General features: G+C 61.0%; 23 protein-coding genes. 11 read left to right on the plus strand and 12 right to left on the minus strand.

Features of this window, described 5'->3' with window-relative positions:
- Positions 1-74: 74 nt before the first annotated feature.
- From AC1Q6I_RS28115 to AC1Q6I_RS28130, 4 genes are all read right to left on the minus strand, one after another.
- Complete coding sequence (locus AC1Q6I_RS28115; protein ID WP_102624527.1) at positions 75-1,328, minus strand: OprD family porin; 1,254 nt, start codon at positions 1,326-1,328, stop codon at positions 75-77.
- Between the two features lie 93 nt (positions 1,329-1,421).
- On the minus strand, positions 1,422-2,726 hold the full coding sequence (locus tag AC1Q6I_RS28120; protein WP_024075619.1) for a CitMHS family transporter: 1,305 nt from the start codon (positions 2,724-2,726) through the stop codon (positions 1,422-1,424).
- A gap of 141 nt (positions 2,727-2,867) precedes the next feature.
- Positions 2,868-4,193: a dicarboxylate/amino acid:cation symporter gene (locus AC1Q6I_RS28125; protein WP_069075946.1), complete on the minus strand. Its 1,326-nt coding sequence runs from the start codon at positions 4,191-4,193 to the stop codon at positions 2,868-2,870.
- 43 nt (positions 4,194-4,236) lie between these two features.
- Complete coding sequence (locus tag AC1Q6I_RS28130) at positions 4,237-5,319, minus strand: 4-oxalomesaconate tautomerase (protein ID WP_024075621.1); 1,083 nt, start codon at positions 5,317-5,319, stop codon at positions 4,237-4,239.
- A gap of 167 nt (positions 5,320-5,486) precedes the next feature.
- Here AC1Q6I_RS28130 and AC1Q6I_RS28135 point away from each other — a divergent pair, with 167 nt between their 5' ends.
- Positions 5,487-6,377 (plus strand): LysR family transcriptional regulator, encoded by an 891-nt coding sequence (locus AC1Q6I_RS28135; protein ID WP_024075622.1) that lies wholly within the window; start codon positions 5,487-5,489, stop codon positions 6,375-6,377.
- 135 nt (positions 6,378-6,512) lie between these two features.
- Here the strand turns inward: AC1Q6I_RS28135 and AC1Q6I_RS28140 are convergent, their stop codons facing one another.
- Genes AC1Q6I_RS28140 through AC1Q6I_RS28155 form a run of 4 tightly spaced genes read right to left on the minus strand, consistent with a single transcriptional unit; the run spans position 6,513 to position 11,540 of the window.
- Positions 6,513-8,885, minus strand: a complete 2,373-nt coding sequence (locus AC1Q6I_RS28140; protein WP_102624526.1) for a CehA/McbA family metallohydrolase domain-containing protein — start codon at positions 8,883-8,885, stop codon at positions 6,513-6,515.
- A 51-nt stretch (positions 8,886-8,936) separates the two neighbouring features.
- Positions 8,937-9,686: an ABC transporter permease gene (locus AC1Q6I_RS28145; protein ID WP_024075624.1), complete on the minus strand. Its 750-nt coding sequence runs from the start codon at positions 9,684-9,686 to the stop codon at positions 8,937-8,939.
- Positions 9,687-9,699: 13 nt separating this feature from the next.
- Positions 9,700-10,701 (minus strand): ABC transporter substrate-binding protein, encoded by a 1,002-nt coding sequence (locus AC1Q6I_RS28150; protein WP_069075943.1) that lies wholly within the window; start codon positions 10,699-10,701, stop codon positions 9,700-9,702.
- Positions 10,698-11,540, minus strand: a complete 843-nt coding sequence (locus AC1Q6I_RS28155) for an ABC transporter ATP-binding protein (RefSeq protein WP_102624525.1) — start codon at positions 11,538-11,540, stop codon at positions 10,698-10,700. Before AC1Q6I_RS28155 ends, AC1Q6I_RS28150 begins: the two co-directional genes overlap by 4 nt.
- 136 nt (positions 11,541-11,676) lie before the next feature.
- On the opposite strand from AC1Q6I_RS28155, the gene AC1Q6I_RS28160 reads away from it, so the two are divergent.
- Complete coding sequence (locus tag AC1Q6I_RS28160) at positions 11,677-12,420, plus strand: GntR family transcriptional regulator (protein WP_102624524.1); 744 nt, start codon at positions 11,677-11,679, stop codon at positions 12,418-12,420.
- A gap of 56 nt (positions 12,421-12,476) precedes the next feature.
- Here AC1Q6I_RS28160 and pqqA read toward each other — a convergent pair whose 3' ends face one another.
- Both pqqA and hpaR (AC1Q6I_RS28170) read right to left on the minus strand, forming a co-directional pair.
- Complete coding sequence (gene pqqA / locus AC1Q6I_RS28165) at positions 12,477-12,548, minus strand: pyrroloquinoline quinone precursor peptide PqqA (RefSeq protein WP_081329280.1); 72 nt, start codon at positions 12,546-12,548, stop codon at positions 12,477-12,479.
- Positions 12,549-12,662: 114 nt separating this feature from the next.
- Positions 12,663-13,085, minus strand: a complete 423-nt coding sequence (gene hpaR / locus AC1Q6I_RS28170) for a homoprotocatechuate degradation operon regulator HpaR (protein ID WP_024075628.1) — start codon at positions 13,083-13,085, stop codon at positions 12,663-12,665.
- A gap of 211 nt (positions 13,086-13,296) precedes the next feature.
- Between hpaR (AC1Q6I_RS28170) and AC1Q6I_RS28175 the strand changes: the two genes are divergently transcribed.
- Positions 13,297-14,553, plus strand: a complete 1,257-nt coding sequence (locus AC1Q6I_RS28175; RefSeq protein ID WP_024075629.1) for an OprD family porin — start codon at positions 13,297-13,299, stop codon at positions 14,551-14,553.
- Positions 14,554-14,664: 111 nt separating this feature from the next.
- Here the strand turns inward: AC1Q6I_RS28175 and hpaA are convergent, their stop codons facing one another.
- Positions 14,665-15,555 carry a 4-hydroxyphenylacetate catabolism regulatory protein HpaA gene (gene hpaA, locus AC1Q6I_RS28180; protein WP_102624523.1) on the minus strand — a complete coding sequence of 297 codons (891 nt, stop codon included), beginning with the start codon at positions 15,553-15,555 and terminating at the stop codon, positions 14,665-14,667.
- A 193-nt stretch (positions 15,556-15,748) separates the two neighbouring features.
- Between hpaA and AC1Q6I_RS28185 the strand changes: the two genes are divergently transcribed.
- From AC1Q6I_RS28185 to hpaI, 8 genes are all read left to right on the plus strand, one after another.
- Positions 15,749-16,414 carry a fumarylacetoacetate hydrolase family protein gene (locus AC1Q6I_RS28185; RefSeq protein WP_069075941.1) on the plus strand — a complete coding sequence of 222 codons (666 nt, stop codon included), beginning with the start codon at positions 15,749-15,751 and terminating at the stop codon, positions 16,412-16,414.
- The gene (locus AC1Q6I_RS28190) at positions 16,411-17,181 is read left to right on the plus strand and encodes a fumarylacetoacetate hydrolase family protein (RefSeq protein ID WP_024075632.1); all 771 of its coding nucleotides are present in this window, start codon (positions 16,411-16,413) and stop codon (positions 17,179-17,181) included. Before AC1Q6I_RS28185 ends, AC1Q6I_RS28190 begins: the two co-directional genes overlap by 4 nt.
- A gap of 5 nt (positions 17,182-17,186) precedes the next feature.
- A complete protein-coding gene (hpaE, locus tag AC1Q6I_RS28195; RefSeq protein ID WP_102624522.1) occupies positions 17,187-18,647 on the plus strand; it encodes a 5-carboxymethyl-2-hydroxymuconate semialdehyde dehydrogenase in 1,461 nt (486 codons plus the stop codon).
- A gap of 148 nt (positions 18,648-18,795) precedes the next feature.
- The gene (gene hpaD / locus AC1Q6I_RS28200) at positions 18,796-19,653 is read left to right on the plus strand and encodes a 3,4-dihydroxyphenylacetate 2,3-dioxygenase (protein WP_024075634.1); all 858 of its coding nucleotides are present in this window, start codon (positions 18,796-18,798) and stop codon (positions 19,651-19,653) included.
- A 14-nt stretch (positions 19,654-19,667) separates the two neighbouring features.
- Entirely contained in the window at positions 19,668-20,060 is a 393-nt protein-coding gene (locus tag AC1Q6I_RS28205) for a 5-carboxymethyl-2-hydroxymuconate Delta-isomerase (RefSeq protein WP_024075635.1), read from the plus strand.
- Between the two features lie 48 nt (positions 20,061-20,108).
- Positions 20,109-21,413 carry an MFS transporter gene (locus AC1Q6I_RS28210; RefSeq protein ID WP_102624521.1) on the plus strand — a complete coding sequence of 435 codons (1,305 nt, stop codon included), beginning with the start codon at positions 20,109-20,111 and terminating at the stop codon, positions 21,411-21,413.
- A gap of 12 nt (positions 21,414-21,425) precedes the next feature.
- Positions 21,426-22,229 carry a 2-oxo-hept-4-ene-1,7-dioate hydratase gene (gene hpaH / locus AC1Q6I_RS28215; protein WP_102624520.1) on the plus strand — a complete coding sequence of 268 codons (804 nt, stop codon included), beginning with the start codon at positions 21,426-21,428 and terminating at the stop codon, positions 22,227-22,229.
- Positions 22,230-22,245: 16 nt separating this feature from the next.
- Entirely contained in the window at positions 22,246-23,046 is an 801-nt protein-coding gene (gene hpaI, locus AC1Q6I_RS28220; RefSeq protein WP_102624519.1) for a 4-hydroxy-2-oxoheptanedioate aldolase, read from the plus strand.
- Between the two features lie 53 nt (positions 23,047-23,099).
- Here the strand turns inward: hpaI and hpaR (AC1Q6I_RS28225) are convergent, their stop codons facing one another.
- Positions 23,100-23,522: a homoprotocatechuate degradation operon regulator HpaR gene (hpaR, locus tag AC1Q6I_RS28225; protein WP_024075639.1), complete on the minus strand. Its 423-nt coding sequence runs from the start codon at positions 23,520-23,522 to the stop codon at positions 23,100-23,102.
- Between the last annotated feature and the right edge of the window lie 198 nt (positions 23,523-23,720).

The following is a 23,720-nucleotide window of genomic DNA, read 5'->3' on the forward strand; positions in this document are numbered from 1 at the left end:
TTCCTTCGTCTTATCCGATGAAGCCGCCAATAAAAACGCGGCCTGCGAACGTCGCAGAGCCGCGATCGGCGATTTCACCAGAGTGCGATGTCGTAGGTAAAGTAAATACGGTTGCTGTCCCGGCCACGGGAGTAGTCGGCACGGTACACGTAGTTACGCAACCGCACGCCCAACCCTTTGAAGGTGCCTTGTTGCACCACGTAGGCCACTTCGGCGTCCCGCTCCCATTCCTTGACCGTGGTCGAGGACTTGCCGTCGTTACCGCTCAAGTAGCGGGTGGAGAACGTCAGGCCCGGCACCCCGAGGGCGGCAAAGTTATAGCCGTAGCTCAGCATCCAGGTCTTTTCATCCTCCTCGATGAACTTGCCTATCCCGGCATTGCTGAACGAATAAACGGTGGCGCCACTGATATAGGGCAAACCGGCGTCGCCCCTGAGGGCCTGGTACCCGCCGCCGAAGGTGTGACCTGAAATGGCGTAAGACAGTTGGCCGCTGAACATGTCGTTGTCGATCTTGCCTGCGTAGGCAGAACCGCTATCGACACTGTTGAAGTAGCGCAGGTCGCTGGTCAGCACGCCGCCGCCCAACGGCAGATCGTGCTGGATACCGGCGAAGTTCTGGCGGTAGAAGTTCTCCAATTCGCCGTAGAAGTAACTCAACCGGATGTTTTTCCCCAGTTTGTATTCGGCACCGGCGTAGCTGAAGTCGCCGGATTTATCGCCACTGTAGCCATCGGGCACGATCGGCATGCTGTTGCTGGAGTCACGCAACTTGAAGCGATCCAGGCGGCCCCCGGTGAGGCTCAGATTCTGGATGTCGAGGCTGCTGATCTGCGCGCCCTGGTAGGTTTGCGGTATCAGGCGTGCATCGTTGTAGATCAGTACCGGTGTCTTGGGTAACAAGGTGCCGTATTTGACGGTGGTCTTGGCCAGTTGGGCTTTGGCCGTCACACCCAGGCTTGCAAATTCGTCAGCCGCACGCCCGTCATCATGGACGGGCAACAACCCGGTACCGCTGCGACCACGGCCGGAGTCGAGCTTGACCCCGAGCAGGCCAAGGGCATCGACCCCGAACCCGAGGGTGCCTGGGGTGTATCCCGATTGGTAGTCCAACAGAAACCCCTGGGCCCATTCAGTCCGCTCGCTCTTCGCCGTCCTCGCGGCTCGGGCACTCATGCCATGCTCGTCACGGAAGTTTTCATTGAAATAGACGTTGCGTAATTGCAGCTTGAGTTTGCTGTCGTCGATAAATCCTTCTGCACTGGCAGTGGCAAGCGGCAACAAACCAATAACTGAAAACAGCGCGCGTCGGGAATGCAAAGTGCTCATGGCAAACTACTCATTGTTGTTATTTGAAGTGCAGGAAGTCGCGCGCCTCGCGGGTGAGGCGCGTCAGAAGAAGAACCCAGTGGCCTGGTTGAATCAGGTGAAGAGGCTGATCGCTCCGGTCAACAGCGCCAGCGCCGTGATGACCAAGGAGGTGAGCACAGCCCATTTGACGGTGGCTTTCTGGAAGTCGCCGATATCGCGATCGACCATGCCGACCAACAACAAGGTTGAAGCAACCAACGGGCTCATCAGGTGGACCGGTTGACCCAGAATCGACGCGCGGGCGATCTCCACCGGATCGATGCCATAGGCGGCGGCAGCGTTAGCCAGGATCGGCACGACCCCGAAGTAATAAGCATCGTTGGACAGCACGAACGTCAGCGGCATGCTGGTAACTGCCACCACCAGCGGAAACAGATGCCCCCAGGAGGGTGGGATCCAGTCAACCAGGGTTTGCGCAAGGGCATCGACCATTTTGGTACCGGAGAAAATCCCGGCGAAAATACCCGCGGCGAACACCAGCAGCACGACGGTCATGGCGTTGCCCGAATGGGCCAGGATGCGTTCCTTCTGAATGTCCAGTTGCGGATAGTTGATCATCAATGCCAGCACGAACCCGATCAGGAACAGGATCGCCGAATGCATGATGCCCATGACCAGGGCAACCATCACCGCGATCACCAGCAACAGGTTGATGTAGGCCAGTTTCGGGCGTTTGTACGGCGTGTCCTCGAGGATCGCTTCGATGTAGCAGTTACCGCCGCCGCTTTGCAATTGCACGTTACCGATGCGCTTGCGCTCGGCACGCCCCAGCAGGAATGCGGTGAACACCACCCACATCGCGCCGCCAATCATGGTCGGCAGCAAGGGCACGAAGTAAGCACCGGCGTCCAGGCCCAACGCTGCGATCGCTCGGGTGGCGGGGCCTCCCCAAGGGGTCATGCCGCTCATGATGCTCAGGGAAAGCATGGCAATGGTGGCCAGAATCATCGGGTTCATGCCGATACGTTTATACAGCGGCAGCATGGCCGCACAGGTAATCATGTAGGTGGTGGTGCCGTCGCCGTCCAATGCCACCACCAGCGATAGCAACGCGGTGCCGACAGCGATTTTCATCGGGTCGCCGTTGACGCGCTTGAGGATCTTGCGAATCAGCGGGTCAAACAAACCGGCGTCAATCATCAAGCCGAAAAACAGGATCGCGAACAGCAACAGCGCCGCTGAAGGCGCGACCATTTTCAAGCCATCGAGCATCATCTTGCCGGTTGTGCCACCGAACCCACCGATGACGGCGAACACGATAGGCACCACCGTCAGGGCGACAATCGGCGACAAGCGTTTGGTCATTATCAGGAAGGTGAAGACCACCACCATGGCCAAGCCAAGCAATGCGAGCATAGGTAAGTTCTCTTGTTCTTATGAGTAGCGTGGCCGACGCACAGGCGCGCGACCCCGTTCCCGCCAGATGGCACGACCAACGGTGCCTGGCGGGGGGTATTCATTGATTTAATTGGGGGGGCAGGCCTGAGCCGTGACCGGTCAGACGTGTTTGGTGACCTTCACATCATCCCAGTGTGGCGTCAGGACCGGGGGCACGTCAGGCGAAGGCTTGCCTTCCAGAGTCCGCATCAAGACTTCGCGGTCACAGGCATTCTCCGAGAGCGATATCACCACGGTCGCCACCGCGTTGCTGGCCAGGCTGGTCAACGCCCGGGCTTCCGACATGAAGCGGTCGATACCGATCAGCAAGGCAAGGCCGGCCAGGGGAATGTCATGGATCACCGTCAGGGTCGACGCCAGTGCGACAAAACCCGAGCCGGTGACACCCGCCGCGCCCTTCGAGGACAACAGCATGATTGCCAGCATGGTCACGATCTGTGTCAGGCTCAGGTCGATGTTGCAGGCCTGGGCAATGAACACGGCGGCCAGCGAGAGGTAGATCGCCGTGCCGTCGAGGTTGAACGAGTAGCCCGTGGGCAACACCAGCCCCACCACGCTTTTCTTGCAACCCAGGGCCTGGAGCTTTTCCAGCATCCGCGGCATCACCGGCTCGGTAGAAGACGTCCCGAGCACCACCAGGAACTCTTCGCGCAAGTAGCGCAGCAACTTCCAAAGGCTGAAGCCATGGGCGCGGCAGATACTGCCCAGCACCACAAAGACAAAGAACGCACAGGCGATATACAACGTCATGATCAGCTTGGCCAACGAGCCCAGCGAGGTGATGCCGTACTGCCCTACCGTGAACGCCAGGGCACCAAAGGCGCCGATGGGAGCGAAGCGCATCAGGTAGGAGAAGATCTTGAACACCATGTGTGAAGCCGATTCCAGTACATCCAATACCGGCTTGCCACGCTCGCCAATCGACGAAAGCGCAAAACCGCACAGCACCGCAATGAACAGCACCGGCAGCACTTCACCCTTGTTGAAAGCGCCGATGAACGTCTCCGGGATGATGTGCATGAAAAACTCGACCACGCCCAGCTTCGCCGCGGACTCGGTGTACTGCGACAGCCCCTTGGTACTTAATTGCGCAGGGTCGATGTTCATGCCCACGCCGGGCTTGAACAGGTAGACCGACACCAGGCCGATGATCAGGCTGATCACGGTCAGGCCCAGGAACAGCAGCAGGGTCTTGCTCAACAAACGCCCGAGGGAGCGTTTGTCGCTCATGCCGGCGATACCGGTGACGATCGTGCAGAACACCACTGGCGCGATCATCATCTTGATCAGCTTGATAAAGGCATCACCCAGCGGCTTCAAGGCAACAGCCTGTTGCGACCAAAAATGCCCGACCAGCACGCCCAACACAACGGCGAAGAGAATCTGGACGTAGAGCGATTTTACAAACTTCATGGCATCACCCATTTTTAGAATTGTTCTGATGCAGAAACGGTACGACTAGGGGGAGTTACCCGGCGAGTCGTCGGGAAGCCGCAGCGTATACATAACCGGAGAACAGCCTGCGCGACGTACGCACGACCGAGGCACGAATTGTCTCACCCTGAGCACCGGTGTAGGACAAGACAACGTCTATTCCACCACTTGGATGTTCAATCCGCACGTGTTTCAAGCGCGGCTCACTCACCCCGCCCAGCAATTGCGCAATCACACTGCCGTCGGTCACACATGCGGTCGCCAGGCCAATGGAGCCTGTAATCGCCAGTGCGCGGTGGCAATTATGCGGCATGAAATAACGCACCTGAATGGTTCCGCCCGCCTTGGCCGTAGACACCAGGACAGGCTTGGGAATCACTTTGTCACTCACATCGCCCAGGCCCATTGCCAGGCCGGCCTGCAGTCGCAGGGACTCCAGACGCCCCAGGAACGCCTTGTCGGCGTCCAGTTCAGCCGGGCTTTCATCACCGCGCTTACCCAATTGGCCCGCCTCGATGATCATCATTGGCATGGCCATGTCGATGCACGTCATCGGGATGCCGTCAATCACGTCCTGTGTCTGCCCCGTCGGGAAAAGCTTGCCGGTTTTGCTGCCCGCGGCATCGAGGAAGGTCAGTTGCACCGGAGCGGCAGTCCCCGGCACGCCGTCAATGGCGGTGTCGCCCTCATAGCTGACGGTTCCTTCGGGGGTGTAGACCTCGGCGTTCACGAACGTCCCGGTGTTGAGGTTGCGAATACGCACGAGCGTGCGGCCTTTAGAGGCCTTGACCAGCCCTTGCTCAACGGCAAACGGGCCTACGGCGCACAGCATATTGCCGCAATTGGGCGCTGTATCGACTCGACGCTGGGACACCATGACCTGAACGAACAAATAGTCGACATCGGCATCCGGGTGCAGGGATGGGCTGACGATCGCGACCTTGCTTGTCTGGGGGCTGCCACCGCCGATCCCGTCAATCTCCAGCTCGTGGCCAGAGCCCATCAGGTTGAGCAACAACTCATCGCGCTGCTCGATCGAATCAGGGAGGTCCCAGGCGAGAAATACCGGCCCCTTGGACGTACCACCGCGCATAAGCACACAAGGAATTCGTTGCATGAAAACTAACTCTTATTGATCAATCGGGGTGATTAATGCTCTTGAAGCAAGAGTCGCAGGCTTTGAAAAATGTTTCCAATGCAAAAATCGGCCGGATTATTGCGTTTGGCGAATGATAAAATTAGGATGAGCGAGCGCCGCCGCCCCCTCTGGTTGAGGTATAAAAAATGCAATATGAGCTAAACGACATCCGATCTTTCGTGAAAATCGCAGAACTCGGCAGCTTCCACGAAGCGGCTGAAGCCTTGCACCTGTCCCAGCCCGCGCTGAGCAGACGCATGAAAAAACTTGAGGAAGGCTTGGGTACAGCCCTACTCGACCGCACCACAAGAAGAGTGAGCCTCACCAGCGTGGGGCGGGACTTTCTACCCAAGGCTCGCCGCCTGCTGGACGACTTCGACGACTCCATACTCAATATCCGCGAGTTGGCCGAACGCCAAAGCGGGCGCGTGACCCTGGCCTGTATCCCCACCGCAGCCTTTTATTTCCTGCCTTCGGTCATACGCCTCTACAACGAGCGCTATCCACAGATCCGGATCCGCCTGCTTGATCTGAGCGCGAACGAAGGGCTGGAGGCGGTACTGCGCGGCGAAGCCGACTTCGGCATCAACATGATGAGCGGCCAGCACCCCGACATAGAGTTCGTCCCCTTGGTCGACGAGCCTTTTGTCTTAGCGTGTCGACGCGATCATGAATTGGCCGAACGCAGTGCGGTGACCTGGTCGGAACTCAGCAATTACCGTCTGATCGGTGTCGGACGCCTGAGCGGCAACCGGATGTTGCTCGATCATGCCTTGTCGGGGTTGAGTTGGCGCCCGCAGTGGTTCTATGAGGTGCAGCATCTTTCGACGTCCCTGGGCCTGGTGGAAGCGGGCCTCGGGGTATCAGCCGTCCCCAGCCTGGCGATGCCGGCCGTGGATCACCCAACGTTGGTCAGCATCCCGTTGGTAGAGCCCGTGGTGAACCGCTCACTGGGGCTGGTTTACCGACGCGGCGCTTCGTTATCTCCAGCCGCAGAGAAGTTTGTTTCGATTCTGCTTGAACAATGGGAGAAGTGAGTTCGTCCCGTTTACCCTTCACTGGGCATGGCCCTCATGAGAGGGCGCTCGGTCCGCGAATGCCGGCCAACTGACGTAGCGGACTTCCCTGTCCAGTCATCAAACGTGCTGACGTACGGTCTGAACGCGACGGCCTCAAGTCAGTGTCAGGAACAGCGCCGAGGTCCAGACCCGGGACTGATCGCGCTGGCGCGCACAGATGAACAGCGGATGCTCACGGCCCGCTTGCAGGTTGAGTCGGGCCAGCTCGATCGTGCCTTGCAGCTCGCGCGGCAGCGGTGCAGCGGTGGTTCGTTCAAGGGAGACTTTCAATTCGGCGCCCGGCAACTCTTCGATCACCTGGGACTGCGCCAGCAGTTCTTCGCCGGACAGCTCCATCAGCACCGTCGGCGCATGCACGTAGGGTTGCGGTTCAGACGGATCGCCGACCTTGATGTAGTTGTCGATGCGGCTGCACACCTGCAACCTCGCGCCGACCAACTGCGACAGGTCGATTTCGATACTGTCGGTGTCGCCGTTGGTGTCAGTGCGAAAGGCCAGGGTCGTGGCGTCCTTGCGCCACACGGTTTGCTCCGGATGATCCAGGCCCAAGGCGCGAAAGCCGTTGATCACCGCCCCGGTTACCCGAACCTCGCCGGTCCAATAGGCACCGCGATAACGATCCTTGATCCGCGCGCCGCCCAGGCGCAGGCGAATACGTTGGGTGGAAAAGCCCAGCTCCTGATGCAGGTTGCGCGACCATATGCGTTGATCGCCATCGAACAAATCCACCTGCTCCCAGCCCGCCTCGCCCAGCAATCGATAGTCCAACGTTGCGTTCGAATCCGCCGTGAACACCTCGCCCATGAAGTGCCGGCCCTGACGCAGGCTGGCAAACGAACGCTCGCCGGTGGTGGCAAACGTGCGCCGGGCACGCAGCGCCTTGCCGACACTCGCGCGGTCGAAGCCGTCGGCGACTACGCCGGTCAGCCCGCCGCGCGAACCGAACACCGCCGTGGCCGGTACACCGCCGCCGCAACGGCCCTGATGCTCATCACTGTTCGCCGCGGCGCCGACCCGATAGCCGCGCTGCAGGGCTTCGGCGTAGACCCAATGGAACTGGCCCCAGGCCGAGCCGACTTCGATCAAGCGCTCCAGCTCCGGGTGGTGCCAGTCGAGGTTGCAGCGGCGCCCGCCGACATGGGGCATCATCAGGTGACCTTCCGGGTCTTTCGCATAGGCCGCGTATAACTCATCCACCGGCCAGGCGCCCGGCTTGATGGTACCGGCAGTGAACTCGTTCCATTCAAAGGAGCGCACCAACCGCCCTTGGTTGTCGAACGGAAACTCGGGCTTGCGATCATGCAGGAATACGACATTGCGGTCGCCGCCCGCACAGGAGTTGCCGCACCACTCGGTGCCGGGGTAGCAGACGAAACGGCCGGGCTCGTTGAGTTCATGAATCAGCTTCACCGCCTGATCCCAGCGTTGCTCGGTGATATTGAAGTCGTTGGCGGTATAGCCGAGTACATCGAGGCCGGCGACATCGCGACCGTAACTGAGGTTGTACAGCGTGTCGTTGGTGCCCACGGTGTCATCGGAGTGCACATGCAGGTCGGCGTACAGCGGACGCAATGCGCTGCCGGCCGGGTCGACGCTGACGAAAGCCTGGGCGCCGCGCACGCCAGGCGTTTCCACCTCGGCAGACAATCGCCACTCGCCCACCGCCCCGAGGTCAAACCCCTCGAGCCGCGCCGTCGCCCACCCTTCATTGGCCAGGGTAAACGCTTGTTGGCGCTCGCCGCCTTCAGGGTCAAGCAGGCTCAACACCCCCTTGAGCGGCAGGTTGCGGCACGTGTTACCCCAGGCATCGTCGACCCGCAGCAGCACGTCGAACGCCTCACCGGCGCTGACCAGCCGCGGCACGATCAACTGCACGCTCTGCGCTGGCCCCGGCACGATGTTCAGCAACGGATCGCCTGGCACCTCGGCAAATTTCGAGCTGCCCAAGGGGTCGATGAATAGACGGAAACGGAAGTCTTTCTCGACGAAACTCTGCACCCGCGTGCCCGCCCCGCCCTGGCGACGGTCGCCCAGGCGAATGGTGATTTTGTCACCGGGGTTCAGGTAGCCGTCGATGATGTCGATGATGATCGCTTTCTGGAACGGCCGCTCATGCCCCTTCTGGTCGAAGCGCACTTTCAAATGCTGCACCGTGGCCTGGCTCTGGCCAGGGACCAGTTCCCCCGCCTGATACTCGGCGCTGACGTAGTTGGGCCCGGCCGGATTCGAGGTCTGGAACAGCGCCCAGTCGGAGTAGAACTTGAAGGCCAGTTTCAACCACGCGCCGTCGGCCAGGCCGCTGCCTCCCACCTCGTAGACCAGGGTGATTTCATCCCATTGGCCAGCGACCAGCGTGTCGCGATCACAGTGGATGCTGCCCAGGAACGGGCGTTTCTTGTTGCGTTCGTAGAGGCCTTGCGGGGCAATGTAGTGCCCGGCTTCGCGGGGATCGAAAACGTTACTCACATGACACCTCGTGCAGTGGTCCACTGAAGGTTTGAAGACACATGGCGATGCTCACTGCACGCGCCATTTCTGGTAGTGACGCTCGATGCGCCGGAACACAAAACTCTCCATCAGCCAGGCAATCAGGCCGATCAGCACGATGCCCAGCAGCACCTGGCTGCTGTTGCCGATCTGCCCGCCCGTGGAGACCATCCAGCCAATGCCTTGGGAAGCGCCGATCATTTCCGCCGCAACCAATGCCCGCCAACCCTGGCTGAAGCCGATGCGCAAGGCTGCGGTCACGAACGGCAATGAAGCGGGTAGATAAACGTGGGCCAGCAGTTGCCCGGCATTGGCGCCCAAGGTGCGTGCGGCGCGGACTTCGCCACCGCGAATGCTCTGTACGCCCTCTTGGATCGTGACCGCCATGGGGAACACCGCTGCGATGAAAATCACCAGCACAATCGAGACATAGCCCAGGCCGAAAATGATCATGATCAGCGGCGCCCAGGCGATGGGTGGGATCGCCATGAACAGGCTGTTGAGCGGCGAGATGAAATCGCGAAAGCGCGAAGACAGGCCACCGGCGGTGCCCAACCCAATCGCCACGAGCACTGCGGCGCAGAAGCCGCCGACTTCTTCCAGGACACTCGCCCTGAGGTGCTGCCACAGCGAACCGTCGCTGAGCCAGCGCACGGCTTCGCGCGCCACATCCCAGGGCTGCGGCAGGATGTAGGTGGGAAAGCGGCTGGCCAGGGCCATCCAGATCAACAGCAGGAATGGCAGCGAAGCCCATCCCCAATTCGGTTTTGGCAAGGACATGACAGGCTCAGACTCAGCGCGAGGCTTTTTCCAGGTAGGAGGTATCCACGATCTGCTCGGTCTTGAGCGTGGTGTCGATAAAGCCCAGCGCGTGGGAGTAATTCATCAGCCGCTGGATGAATTGGATGTCCGCAGCCTGCAAGTCCGCCGACCAGCCCAATCGCGTCCGTGCCTGGGCGACGATGGCCTGCGGGGCAATGGTCTGGCCGTCGGGCCCTTGTACCGCTTCAAGCTTGAACGCCTCGGCGATGATCCGGTTCGACTCGTCAGGATGCTCATTGAGGAACGCGATGGCCTTGCGGTGCGCGCGCAGCAGCTTGACCACATCGTCCGGACGTTCCTGCAAGGTTTTCGGCAGCGCGATCACCACGTACCACGGGTAATTCGGCAGCGCCTGGTTGACGTCGAGCAGAATCCGGCTCGACCCGCGCAGCAACGATTGGCTGACAAAGGGTTCCCAGGAAAACGCCGCATCGACAATCCCGCGCTCCAGCGCCGCGTTCATGTTGCCCGGTGGCATGTCGATGATGTCCAGGTCCTTGTCCGGATTGAGCCCGGCTTTTTCTTTCAGCACATAGCCGCGCAACAGCACGTCCATGCCACTGCCCTTCTTGACCCCGGCGAGTTTTTTGCCCTTGAGCTGCTCCAGGCTGTTGATCGGGCTCTTGGCGTCGACAATGACCGCGGCTTGCCCGTAGTTGACCTTGGCCAGGATCCGGCTTTGCAGGCCGCGGGAAAACCATTGGTACACCGGCGGTGTGCCGACATAGGCCACGTCCAGTTCACCGGCCGCCAACGCCTGCTGGATCACCGGGCCATCGCCCAGGGCCTTGAGGTCGACATTCAAGCCTTCCTCGCGGTAGTAACCCTGCTTGTCGGCGATCAGCGCCGGGGCGTTGGCCATGGCGAACACATACCCCACGCGCAGGGGTTTCTCTTCGGCAGCCACGGCAAATGTGCTGCTTGCCAAGGCGGCAACAGACAAGGAAAGAGCAAGCAGCGAACGTTTGATCATGCGGTTAACTCAGGTTGACGGGGGGTGGGATCAGCGATGGCGTCGGCCGCTTCCATGACGTGGGAAATGCGCTCCATCAGCTCATTGCGGTAATCAAGAAAGGCCGGCAGGCGACGGGTTTTCAGGTTGGAACGCGGACGTGGCAGATGAATGTCCAGTTCGCTATGGATGCCGCCCGGGGCGACGTTGAGCACGATGACCCGGTCGGCCAGGAACACCGCCTCGTCGATGTCGTGGGTGATGAACAGCACCGTCTGGCCCAGTTCGGCCCAGATCCGCAGCGTCTCTTCATTCATGCTGTTGCGGCTGATCGCATCCAGCGCGGCGAAGGGTTCGTCCATCAGCAATACACTGGGCTCCAACGCCAAGGTCCTGGCCAGGGAGACGCGCTGCTGCATGCCCCCCGACAGTTGATGGGGCAAGCGTTGCGCCGCGCTTTCCAGACCGACCAGACGCAAGTACTGCAAGGCCTGCGCGCGCTGTTGATCCTCGTTGAGCTGTGCCGTCATCCGCAGGCCGAAACGCACGTTTTCCAGCGCGCTCAGCCAGGGGAACAACTGCGGTGCCTGAAACACATAGCCCAACTCCGAGCGCTCCGGCCGCACGGCGGTCTGGTTGATGCTGATCTGGCCGCTCTGGGGTTGTTGAAAACCCGACAACAGATTCAACAACGTGGTTTTCCCGCAGCCGGACGGCCCGAGGATCGCGACGAATTCGCCCGGCTTGGCGTTCAGGCTGAAAGCGTTGAACACCCGATGCCCGTTGGGGTAGCTGAAACTGATGGCATCGACCGTCAGGGCGTCGGCTTGCAGCGGTGCGTAAGGCAAGGAGTCGGGCATGGCAAGTATCGTCAGGTCGTTTACAATGGGAATACCTGACATAATACGTATTAATACAAGTTGTCCCAATAACCTATTTTTATAACCTTAGAAGTGAAGGCGCACCGCCCCACTCCGAGGCCCCTGGAAGCCGACCGTGTCTACGTCCATTCTTCGCGACAGCACCACCTCGCTCTACGAACAGATCGCCCATCGTTTGCTGGAGGAGATTCAGCGCGGTGATTTCGAACCCTCCGGCAAACTGCCTTCAGAAGCCGAACTGGGCGAACGCTTTGGGGTCAGCCGCGTCACGGTGCGCCTGGCGGTGGGCAAGCTCAGCGACGACGGCGTGGTAGAGCGCAAGCAAGGCAAAGGCACGTTCGTCGCGGCGAAACAGGTTCGACATGGCCTGGATGCGTTGCGCAGTTTCCATGAAGCCTTGTTATTGCAAGGACTCAAACCGAGCATGCAGGTGATCAGCCACACGCTGCAGCCTGTTCCGGAAGCCTTGAAGGGATTGTTTGAAGCCGCGCACGATTGCCTGCTGTTGGAGCGCCTGCATTTCGTGGATGACGAACCCATCGCCCTGGGCCGCAGCCACCTGCCGGCCGAGTTGGCCAGTGTGGTCTGGGCCGACGTTGAGCATCAACCGATCTATTCGATCCTGGAATCGATCACCGGCCAGGCCGTCACCCGTGCCGACCTGGCCATTCGTGCGCAAGCCGCCGATGCAAGCCTGGCCAGCACCTTGCACGTCAAACGCGGCGCGGCGCTGCTGGTGATGGAGCGCACCTCGTACTTTGCCGACGGCCGCTGCTGCGACCGCACCACGTTCTTTATCCGTCCGGAACGCTACGCCTTTGTCCTCAGCGGCGTGTTCAAGTCCAGCCCGGCGAAATAGTCGATGTACAGCGCACACCTAGGGCTGGCGCGCCGTTTCCAGGCGTATCGGGGGGCTCATCGAGTGGCGAAGTACATCGTCACTTCAAAGCCAATGCGCATATCGGTATAGGCGGGTTTGGTCCACATGATCATGTCCTCTTATGGGGGGGGCGGTAAGTCAGCTTATTAGAGGCCAGGCCAGAGCGCGGCACTTGACTGGACGTGACAAACCTTCTTGTCATTGCCTGCCAGGCAAGACCACTAAGGCTTCAGGCTCTTGAGCTTGTTAAGCAGCTCGAGCAATTGCGCCAACGACTCTTCACCAAACTGCTCCTGAATCTTCAGGTAGTTGCTTTCCATCCCTGCGCTCATGTCGACGAAGCACTGCTGCCCCTGTTCAGTGAGGGCGATGAACACGCGGCGCTGATCTTCGGATGACTTCCTGCGCCGGACGATACCGTCCCGCTCCAGACGGCTCAGCACGCCGGTCAGACTGGGTTTGAGGATGCACGCCAGGTGCGCCAGTTGATGGCTCTCCAACTCGCCCTGCTGGCGCAGGATCCGAATGACTCGCCACTGCTGTTCGGTCAGGTCATGTTCATTGAGCAACGGCCGAAAGAACGCCATGGTCGCCTCGCGGGCCTGGAGCAAAGTCAGCGTAAGGGATGGTCTAGGGGTTGACATGGTTCCACGCACAGTTGAGGTCGAAGCGTCGAAGCTTAGAGTCGGTGCTACGCCCGTGCAATAAGGCCGCCCCGAAAAAACGTTAACCTAGAAACATTTTTTCAAAATATTGCAAAACCACCTACCGCGCACAACGATAACATGTTAACAATATGCCAGCCCTGAGCTGACAGGGGCCATACCCACAAAAACAACAAAAGGAACGTCCCTCATGCATTCGTGCTTCTTACGCACGGCGGCAAGCGCTGGCCTGTGCGCCGCGTTTACCCCTCTGGTTGCCCACGCCGATTTTATCCAGGACAGCAAGGCCAACCTGGACCTGCGCAACTTCTATATGAACCGCGACTTTCGCCAGAGCAACGCGCCGCAGAACCAGGCGCAAGAATGGGCACAGGGCTTTGTGTTGCGCCTGGAGTCAGGCTACACCCAGGGCGTGGTCGGTTTTGGCGTGGATGCCTTGGGTGAGCTTGGGCTCAAACTCGACTCCAGCCGTGACCGTCGAGGTACCGGCCTGCTGCCGGCGGGTGCCAGCGGCGAGCCGGCCGACAGCTACAGCGAACTCGGCCTGACCGGCAAACTACGCGTCTCCAAAACCGTCCTTAAGCTCGGCACCCTGCAACCGTTGTTGCCGGTGGCCGCCTACAACGACACCCGCTTGCTACCGTCGACCTATAACGGTGAGCTGGTGACCTCCCAGGAGATCGACGGCCTGACCCTCAACGTCGGCCGCCTGGAGAAACAGAACCTGCGCGACTCCTCCAACAATGAATCGATGAGTTACGGCGGTGTCACCAGCAGCCACCTGGACCTGGCCGGTGGCACCTACGCCATCAACCCTCATCTGGCGGCGACCTACTACTACGCGCAAATGCAGGACATTTACCGGCAGAATTTTATCGGCCTGGTGCATGACCTGCCGCTGGCCGAAGGCGTGAGCCTGCGCAGCGACCTGCGTTATTTCGACACCCGTGAACAAGGCAGCGCACGGCTGCGCAGCCCTTCCAGGGTCGATGGCGGGCGAATCGACAACCGCTTTTTCAACGGCATGTTCAGCCTGTCGGTGGGGGCCCACAAATTCGGCCTGGGCTATCAGAACCTGTCCGGTGACGGCGACTTTGCCTTCCCGGGCCAAGACCCCTATTCGGTCAACCTGGTGACCATCAACATCTTCACCAAGGCCAACACCGATGCCTGGCAGGCGCGATACGACTACAACTTCGCCGCCCTCGGCGTGCCTGGGCTGACCTTCATGACGCGCTATGTCGACGGCTCGCATGCGCAAACCGCCACCGTGCGCAATGGCCGCGAATGGGAGCGCGACACCGACCTGGTCTACACCGTACAAAGCGGGCCGTTGAAGAACGTCAACGTGCGGCTGCGCAATGCCACCCTGCGATCGAGCAATGGCTTGACCAGCGACATCGACGAAAGCCGCATCATCGTCGGCTACAGCGTGGCGCTGTGGTGATCCCAGGGCTGTGAAATGTGCAAGCCGTTCGCCGTAAAAGCCATTTTTCGGCGACAGCGCTGCAATGATCATGAGTGCAATGACGCCCTGAGAGAAGTCACGATGACGGCCTCACCGCAAACCCGATTGCCGCTGGCGATATTCCCCCGGCGTCATCTGCGCGTAACGCTGAAAGAACCGGCTGAAATAGGCTGGGTCCTTGAAGCCCAGCTGGTAGCAGATTTCGCTGGCGGAACTGCCCGTGAACAGCAGGAGCCGCTTGGCCTCCTGCATCACCCGCTCCAGGATCAAGCGCTTGGACGGCAAATCGGCGATCCGTCGACACACGTCATTGAGGCGTGCCTCCGTGACGCCTATGCGGTCAGCGTAATGCGACAGCGGCCAATGTTGCAGGTAATGGTCCTCGATCAACTCGTTGAAGCGATGGAAGATCCGCAGGTCTTCATGACGCGCAGGCCGGGCTTGCAGCGAGTTGGCGCAAAGCCGCAGCAGGCTGATCATGATCAGGCGGGTCAAGCTGTCCAACGCCGCACTGCGCCCGGCGCTGGCCATGTTGATTTCATTGCTCAGTTCCTCGAACAGAAACTCCAGCCGCCTGACTTCAGGCGGGAACTGGGCCAGCGCAACGCAGGCCGCCGGCAATTGCGAACCGGGCACCAGCGTCGGGTCAGCATCGACCAGGCCCCAGACCAGTTGCTGGCGCACCGTCAGCACGTGCCCGTCAGCGTCCGCTTCGGTGACAAAAGCGTGGGCCACCGTCGGCGGCGTCAGGAAAAACATCGGCCCCGACTCCAGGTATTGCTGGTCATCCAGGTAAACGCGCACCGCGCCGCTCTTGACGTAATGCACCTGGAAAAAACGGTCGTGCCGATGCACGGGCATGTTGCGGCCGAAAAACTCCGCCAGGTTGCCCAGCTTGTCGTAATGCACTTCGGCATCGCTGTAGCGCTGGTCGTACACCTGGCCGATGTTGATGTTGGGGATCGGCTTACGATCGATCATCGCGACGTTCTCTTTTTTATTGGGGGCTCAGCCGGCCTGAAACGCTCATCCTGCGCCGGATTTTAGCCCTGCACCACGCTCGGAAGAGTTTGCCACGCTTGACGATAGTTAACATCTTAATTATAACGTTAACAGGTTAACAATAATTCCAGGAGCCGGCCTTGATCCGCTCCGTCACTGCCAGGAGAAAAGCATGAGCCGTGCCCTGCACGATGTTGCGAACGGCACCCTGTTCGGCGTTGCGCTGAACTACCAGGGGTTGCTGAACCAACGTCTCGCCGAATTCGAACAAGCGCCTTACCAGAAGCCACCGGTCAAGCCGGTGCTGTTCATCAAGACCCCCAACACCCGTAATGGCCATGACGGCAGCGTTGTGTATCCCACCGGTGAACGCCTGCAGGCCGGCCCTGCGCTTGGCGTGGTGATCGGTAAAAGCGCCAGTCGCGTCAGCGTTGAGAACGCCATGGCGCACGTAGCCGGCTACACCATCGTCAATGAGTTCAGCCTGCCCGAAGACAGCTACTACCGCCCGGCCGTGAAGGCCAAATGTCGCGACGGCTTCTGTGCGCTCGGTCCGGAACTGGTCGGCCGCGACCAGATCGGCAACCCCAACCAATTGAGCCTGAAACTGTTCGTCAACGGCGAACTGCGCCAGCAAAACTCTACCGCCAATTGGGTGCGCGACATTCCCCAACTGATCGCCGAAATCAGCGAGTTCATGACCCTGCATGAAGGCGATGTGCTGATCACCGGCACGCCCGAAGGCCGCGTGGATGTGCAACCCGGCGACACGGTTGAAGTCGAGATCAGTGGCCTGGGCCGGCTGGTCAACCACATCAAGGCAGAGGAGCTGTCATGAAACATGCCCGTATTCGCTTTGAAGGCGCCACGCACCAGGTGCAGGTCGAAGCCCAAAACGCCGTGCGCCTGGCAGACGGTCGCCTGCTCGCCGAAGACCAGGTCGAGTGGCTGCCACCGGCCACCGGCAGCATGTTCGCCCTCGGCCTGAACTACGCCGACCACGCCGCCGAACTGGCCTTCAAGCCGCCGACCGAACCGCTGGCCTTCATCAAGTCCCCCGGCACCTACACCGGCCACAACCAGGTGACCTGGCGCCCGGACAACGTCGCCTACATGCACTACGAGTGCGAGCTGGTAGCGGTGATCGGCAAGCCGGCGCGCAACGTCAAGCGCGCAGACGCCCTGGACTACCTGGCCGGCTACACGGTGTGCAACGACTACGCGATCCGCGACTACCTGGAAAACTACTACCGCCCCAACCTGCGGGTGAAAAACCGCGATGCGACCACGCCGGTGGGCCCGTGGATCGTCGATGTCGCCGATGTGCCAGACCCCGGCAACCTGAAACTGCGCACCTGGATCAACGGCGAACTGCGCCAGGAAGGCAGCACGAAAGACATGATTTTCGACATCCCGTACTTGATCGAATACCTGTCCAGCTTCATGACCCTGCAACCCGGCGACATGATCGCCACCGGTACGCCCGAAGGCCTGGCCGATGTGGTGCCAGGGGACGAAGTGATCGTGGAAGTGGAAGGCGTGGGTCGCCTGGTTAATCGAATTGTCAGCGAGGCGGACTTTTTCGCCGCCCGTAAAGAGGCTTGAGCAATATGATCAAACACTGGATCAACGGCCGTGAGGTCGAAAGCAAAGACACCTTCGTCAACTACAACCCGGCCACCGGCGAAGCCATCGGTGAAGTCGCCAGCGGCGGCGCCGAGGAAGTCGCGCAAGCGGTCGCGGCGGCCAAGGAAGCCTTTCCGAAGTGGGCAGGCACACCGGCCAAGGAACGTGCGCGCCTGATACGCAAGCTTGGTGAACTGATCGAACAGAACGTGCCGCACCTGGCCGAGCTGGAAACCCTCGACACCGGCCTGCCGATCCATCAGACCAAGAATGTGTTGATTCCCCGGGCGTCCCACAACTTCGATTTCTTCGCCGAAGTCTGCACCCGCATGGACGGCCACAGTTACCCGGTGGACGACCAGATGCTCAACTACACCTTGTACCAGCCGGTGGGTGTCTGCGCGCTGGTATCGCCCTGGAATGTGCCGTTCATGACGGCCACCTGGAAGACCGCGCCATGCCTGGCACTGGGCAATACCGCGGTGCTGAAGATGTCCGAGCTGTCGCCGCTGACGGCCAATGAACTGGGGCGCCTGGCGCTCGAGGCCGGCATTCCCAAGGGGGTGCTGAACGTGATCCAGGGCTACGGCGCCACCGCCGGAGATGCGCTGGTGCGCCACCCGGACGTGCGGGCGATTTCGTTCACCGGCGGCACCGCCACCGGCAAGAAAATCATGCAGACCGCCGGCCTGAAAAAATACTCGATGGAACTGGGCGGCAAGTCGCCGGTGCTGATCTTCGAAGATGCCGACCTGGAACGCGCCCTCGACGCCGCGCTGTTCACGATCTTCTCGCTCAACGGTGAACGCTGCACCGCCGGCAGCCGGATCTTCATTCAGGAGAGCGTGTATCCACAGTTCGTCGCCGAGTTTGCCGCGCGCGCCAAGCGCCTGATCGTCGGCGACCCGCAAGACCCGAAAACCCAGGTCGGCTCGATGATCACCCAGGCCCACTACGACAAGGTCACCGGCTACATCAAGATTGGGATCGAGGAAGGCGCCACCCTCCTCGCCGGCGGCCTGGAGCGTCCGGCCAACCTGCCGGCGCACTTGAGCCGCGGGCAGTTCATCCAGCCGACAGTGTTTGCCGATGTGAACAACCAGATGCGCATCGCCCAGGAAGAGATCTTTGGCCCGGTGGTATGCCTGATCCCATTCAAGGACGAAGCCGAAGCCTTGCAACTGGCCAACGAGACCGAGTACGGCCTGGCGTCCTACATCTGGACCCAGGACATCGGCAAGGCGCATCGTCTGGCCTACGGCATCGAAGCCGGCATGGTGTTCATCAACAGCCAGAACGTGCGGGACTTGCGCCAGCCATTTGGTGGGGTAAAAGGTTCCGGCACCGGCCGTGAAGGCGGCCAGTACAGCTTCGAAGTGTTCGCCGAGATCAAGAACGTGTGCATTTCCATGGGCAGTCATCACATTCCACGCTGGGGTGTGTGACCCGGATACAACACCGCTTCCGGTAGGAGCGAGCTTGCTCGCGAAGAATCCGCAGGCGCCGCTGGCTAACAGAAGTGCTGCGTTATCGTTGACGTTTTTCGCGAGCAAGCTCGCTCCTACAAAAGAATAAATATTCAGGAGAATCATCATGGGCGAAGTCGTCCTGGCCGCAAAGATCTGCCACGTCCCCTCGATGTACCTGTCGGAACTGCCCGGCAAGCACCATGGTTGCCGCGAAGCGGCCATCGCCGGGCACAAGGAAATCGGGCGCCGCGCCCGTGAACTGGGGGCCGACACGGCGGTGGTGTTTGACGTGCATTGGTTGGTCAACAGTGGTTACCACGTCAATTGCGGCGAGCACTTCAAAGGGACGTACACCAGCAACGAGCTGCCGCACTTCATCAAGAACATGGCATACGACTACCCCGGCTGCCCCGAGCTGGGCGAGTTGATCGCCGCCGAAGCCAACCTGGCGGGCGTGCGCACCATGGCCCACAACATCCCGAGCCTGGAACTCGAATACGGCACCCTGGTACCGATGCGCTACATGCACATGGACGTGCCGGACGCGCAGAAATTCGACGTCATCTCGATTGCCGCCTGGTGCGCCTGGCACCGGCTGGAAGACAGCTTCACGTTTGGCGCCGCCGTGCGCCGGGCCATCGAGAAGAGTGACCGCAAAGTCCTGGTGCTGGCCTCGGGTTCCCTCTCCCACCGCTTCTCGGACGACCGCGAAGCCGAAGCCAATATCCACAATTGGACCCGTGAATTCGACAAGCAGATGGACCTGCACGTCGTAGAGATGTGGAAGCAAGGCCGCTTCAAGGAGTTCTGCGCGATGCTCCCGGACTACGCCGAACACTGTTTCGGCGAAGGCAAGATGCACGATACCGCGATGCTCCTGGGCCTGCTGGGCGGGCCGGACTACCACCAGCCGGCAGAGATCATCACCCAGCCGTTCGGCAGTTCCGGCACCGGCCAGATCAATGCCATTTTCCCCCTCTGAACCGGGAGCCGCACATGCCGCACTTCATTGCTGAATACACCGACAACATCGAGCAGCATGCCGACCTGCCCGCCCTGTTCCAGAAGGTCCACACCGTGCTGGGCGACAGCGGCGTATTTCCCCTCGGCGGCATCCGCAGCCGTGGCGTGCGCCTGGACACCTGGCGCATGGCCGACGGCAAGCACGACTACGCCTTCGTCCACATGACCCTCAAGGTCGGCCACGGACGCGACCTGGCGACACGCAAGGCGGTCGCCGAAAGCCTGTTCGAGGTGATCACCCAGCACTTCGCCGAGCTGCAATCACAACGCTTGCTGGCGTTGTCGTTCGAGATGATCGAGCTGCACCCCGAGCTCAACTTCAAGCAAAACAACGTGCATGCCTTCTTGAAAAACCAGGCGAGCTGAACAGCGCTCGCCTTCCGCCAACGGCCACTCAAAAAAAAGTACAACATCATGAGCACAGCCAATACCGCCGACAGCACCACCCTGCTTGAACACCAGCGCACCCACAGCGTCGTCACCTGGCGCCTGATGCCCTTGCTGCTGATCTGTTATCTGTTTGCTCATTTGGACCGGATCAACATCGGCTTCGCCAAGATGCAGATGAGCGCCGACCTGCATTTCAGCGACACCGTGTACGGCCTCGGGGCCGGACTGTTCTTCATCGCTTACGCGCTGTTTGGCGTGCCCAGCAACATCGCCCTCGACCGGGTCGGGCCACGGCGCTGGATCGCCTGCCTGATGGTGGTCTGGGGGGTGCTCTCCACCAGCATGCTGTGGATCGAAAGCTCCACCGGTTTCTACGTGCTGCGCTTTTTGCTGGGGGTGGCCGAAGCGGGCTTCTTCCCAGGGATTCTGGTGTTTCTCAACCGTTGGTACCCGGCGCGTCGTCGGGCGCAAGTCACCGCGCTGTTTGCGATTGCGGTGCCCATGGCCGGTGTCATCGGCGGGCCATTGTCGGGGGCGATCCTGGAGCACTTCCATGAATTCGGCGGCTTGCGCGGCTGGCAGTGGATGTTCCTGATCGAAGGCGCCCCCGTGATCCTCCTCGGCCTGGTGGTGCTCAAGTGCCTGCCGGACACCTTCGAGACGGTGACGTGGCTCAATCCGCTGCAAAAGCAGCAACTGCGCACGCAACTGAGCAGTGAGGAGCAGCGTAAGTCGATCACCTCGTTTGGCGGCATTCTGCGCGACCCGCAGGTCTGGTTGCTGGTGGCGATCTATTTCGCCGTGATGCTCGCAGTCAACACCCTCGCGTTCTGGATGCCGACCCTGATCCACGGCGCCGGTATCGGCCGCGACAGCCAGGTCGGCCTGCTCAGTGCGGTGCCCTACCTGGCCGGGTGTTTCTTCATGATCGGGTGCGGACGCTCATCCGACCGCAACCGTGAGCGGCGCTGGCACCTGTGCGTGCCCCTGCTGATGTCGGCGATCGGTATCGCCGTGGCCGGGCTGTCGCCGACCAATCCGACCTGGGTACTGAGCGGCCTGGTGATCGCCGGCATGGGGGCCAGCGCCGCCCTGCCGATGTTCTGGCAGTTGCCGCCGGCCTTCCTGTCCAACAGCACCCAGGCGGCGGGGATTGCCCTGATCAGTTCGTTTGGCAGCATCGCCTCGTTCCTCGCGCCCTACCTGATCGGCTGGATGCGGGACACCACCCAGAGCGCCAGCCTGGCCTTGTATGTGCTGGCCCTGTTTATCGCCCTGGGCGGCTTTTTGGTCCTGCGCACCGACGCGGCCATCGTCAATCCACAGTAAGAGAACTTCGTCATGCTCGATCAACAGCAGATTCTGCAAGCCGCCGCACAACTGGACCGGGCCGAGCGCTCCAGGGAACAGGTGCGGCAATTTTCGCTGGATTACCCGGCGATCACGATTGACGACGCCTACGCGATACAACGCGCCTGGGTCGCGCAGAAGATCAAGGACGGACGCAAGCTGGTCGGGCACAAGATCGGCTTGACCTCCCGCGCGATGCAAGTGTCGTCGAACATCACCGAGCCGGATTACGGTGCCCTGCTCGACGACATGTTCTTCGACGAAGGCACCGACATTCCCTTCGCACGCTTTATCGTGCCGCGCGTCGAGGTGGAGCTGGCGTTCATTCTCGGCAAGCCGCTCAAGGGCCCGAACTGCACGATTTTCGATGTGCTCGACGCCACCGAATGGGTCATCCCGGCGCTGGAAATCATCGATGCGCGCATCCAGCAGGTCGACCCGCAGACCCAGGCCACGCGCAAGGTGTTCGACACCATTTCCGACAACGCCGCCAATGCCGGTGTGGTCATGGGGGGCCGCGCCGTGCGCCCGACCGAGATCGACCTGCGCAAGGTGCCTGCGGTGCTGTACCGCAACGGCGTGATCGAAGAATCCGGCGTATCCGCCGCCGTGCTCAACCACCCGGCCAAGGGGGTGGCCTGGCTGGCGAACAAGCTGGCGCCCTATGACGTGACCTTGCAGCCTGGGCAAATCATCCTCGGCGGCTCATTTACCCGTCCGGTGGCGGCCAACCCCGGCGACACCTTCCATGTCGACTACGACATGCTGGGCTCGATTGCCTGCCGATTTGTCTGACCCTGGAGGACCGTTCATGGAGATGCCCATCAACCGCTTCAAGCAGCGCCTGTGCAGCGGCGAAACCCAGATCGGCCTGTGGCTCGGCCTGGCCGATGCCTATTGCGCGGAGCTGGCAGCCAATGCCGGGTTTGACTGGCTGCTGATCGACGGCGAACACGCCCCCAATGACCTGCGTGGCATGCTCGGCCAGTTGCAAGCCATTGCGCCTTACGCCAGCCAAGCGATCATTCGCCCGGTGGTCGGCGATAGCGCACTGATCAAGCAACTGCTGGATATCGGCGCGCAAACGCTGCTGGTGCCGATGGTCGAAAGCGCCGACCAGGCACGGGAGCTGGTACGCGCGATGCACTATCCGCCCCAGGGCATCCGTGGGGTGGGCAGCGCCCTCGCCCGTGCGTCGCGCTGGAACAGCATTCCCGGCTACCTGGACCAGGCCGACGCACAGATGTGCCTGCTGGTACAAATCGAGAACCTCGAAGGCCTGGCCAACCTGGACGCGATTGCGCAGGTCGACGGCGTCGACGGGGTGTTCATTGGCCCGGCGGATTTGAGTGCGTCGATGGGTTACCGCGGCAACCCAGGGCATCCCGCCGTGCAGGCGGCGATCGAAGACGCCATCGCGCGAGTTCGCCAGGCGGGCAAGGCCGCGGGTATTCTCAGTGCGGACCCGACCCTGGCCAGGCGCTATATCGAACTGGGCGCTGCGTTCGTGGCGGTGGGGGTCGACACCACCGTGCTGATGCGCGGCCTGCAAAGCCTGGCAGCCACGTTCAAGGATAGCGTGGCGCCGCTCAAGGCCGGCGGTGTGTACTGACCCCGCGTCGTCGTTTCAACACGCCCACCCGTACGCAACAGGTGGGCTGACACTCAACGCTTGATGGTCTTCAACTCATCGAGCAACCCCAGCAGCGTCTGCAATTTCTCTTCGCCGAACTGCGCTTGCAGGCGCTGGTAGTTCTCCTCCATGCACTGGCTCATGGAGTCGAAGCTGGCCCAGCCTTTGTCTGCCAGGGTCACCAGCACCCGCCGCTGGTCCTGCTCGGCCTTGCGGCGATGAACCAGGCCGGCGGCCTCCATGCGTACCAACACACCGGTCATGCTCGGCTTGAGAATGCAGGCCAACTCGGCCAATTGGTAGATTTCCAGTTCCTCGTGCTGGCTGAGAATGCGGATAACCCGCCATTGTTGCTCGGTCAGGCCGTGCTCATTGAGCGAGGGGCGGAAAAAACTCATGGCCGCTTCGCGGGCCTGCAACAGGGTCAATGTCAGGGATTGTCGAGGTTTGAGCATGGGTCTGGGCATCAGGCTTCAGTTAGTTAATGTTTTAACGAAACTCTACCACTGTCCTCTTCGCCACGCGCGATAACTTGTTTCACTGCCCCCGCCACTGGCGCGCCGGGCCAACCCGTAATTTTGTAGGAGCGAGCTTGCTCGCGAAAAACTCACAGGCGCCGCGTTGATTCAGGAAACACGCGTTATCGTTGACGT

The organism is Pseudomonas sp. MPR-R2A5 (assembly GCF_058793055.1).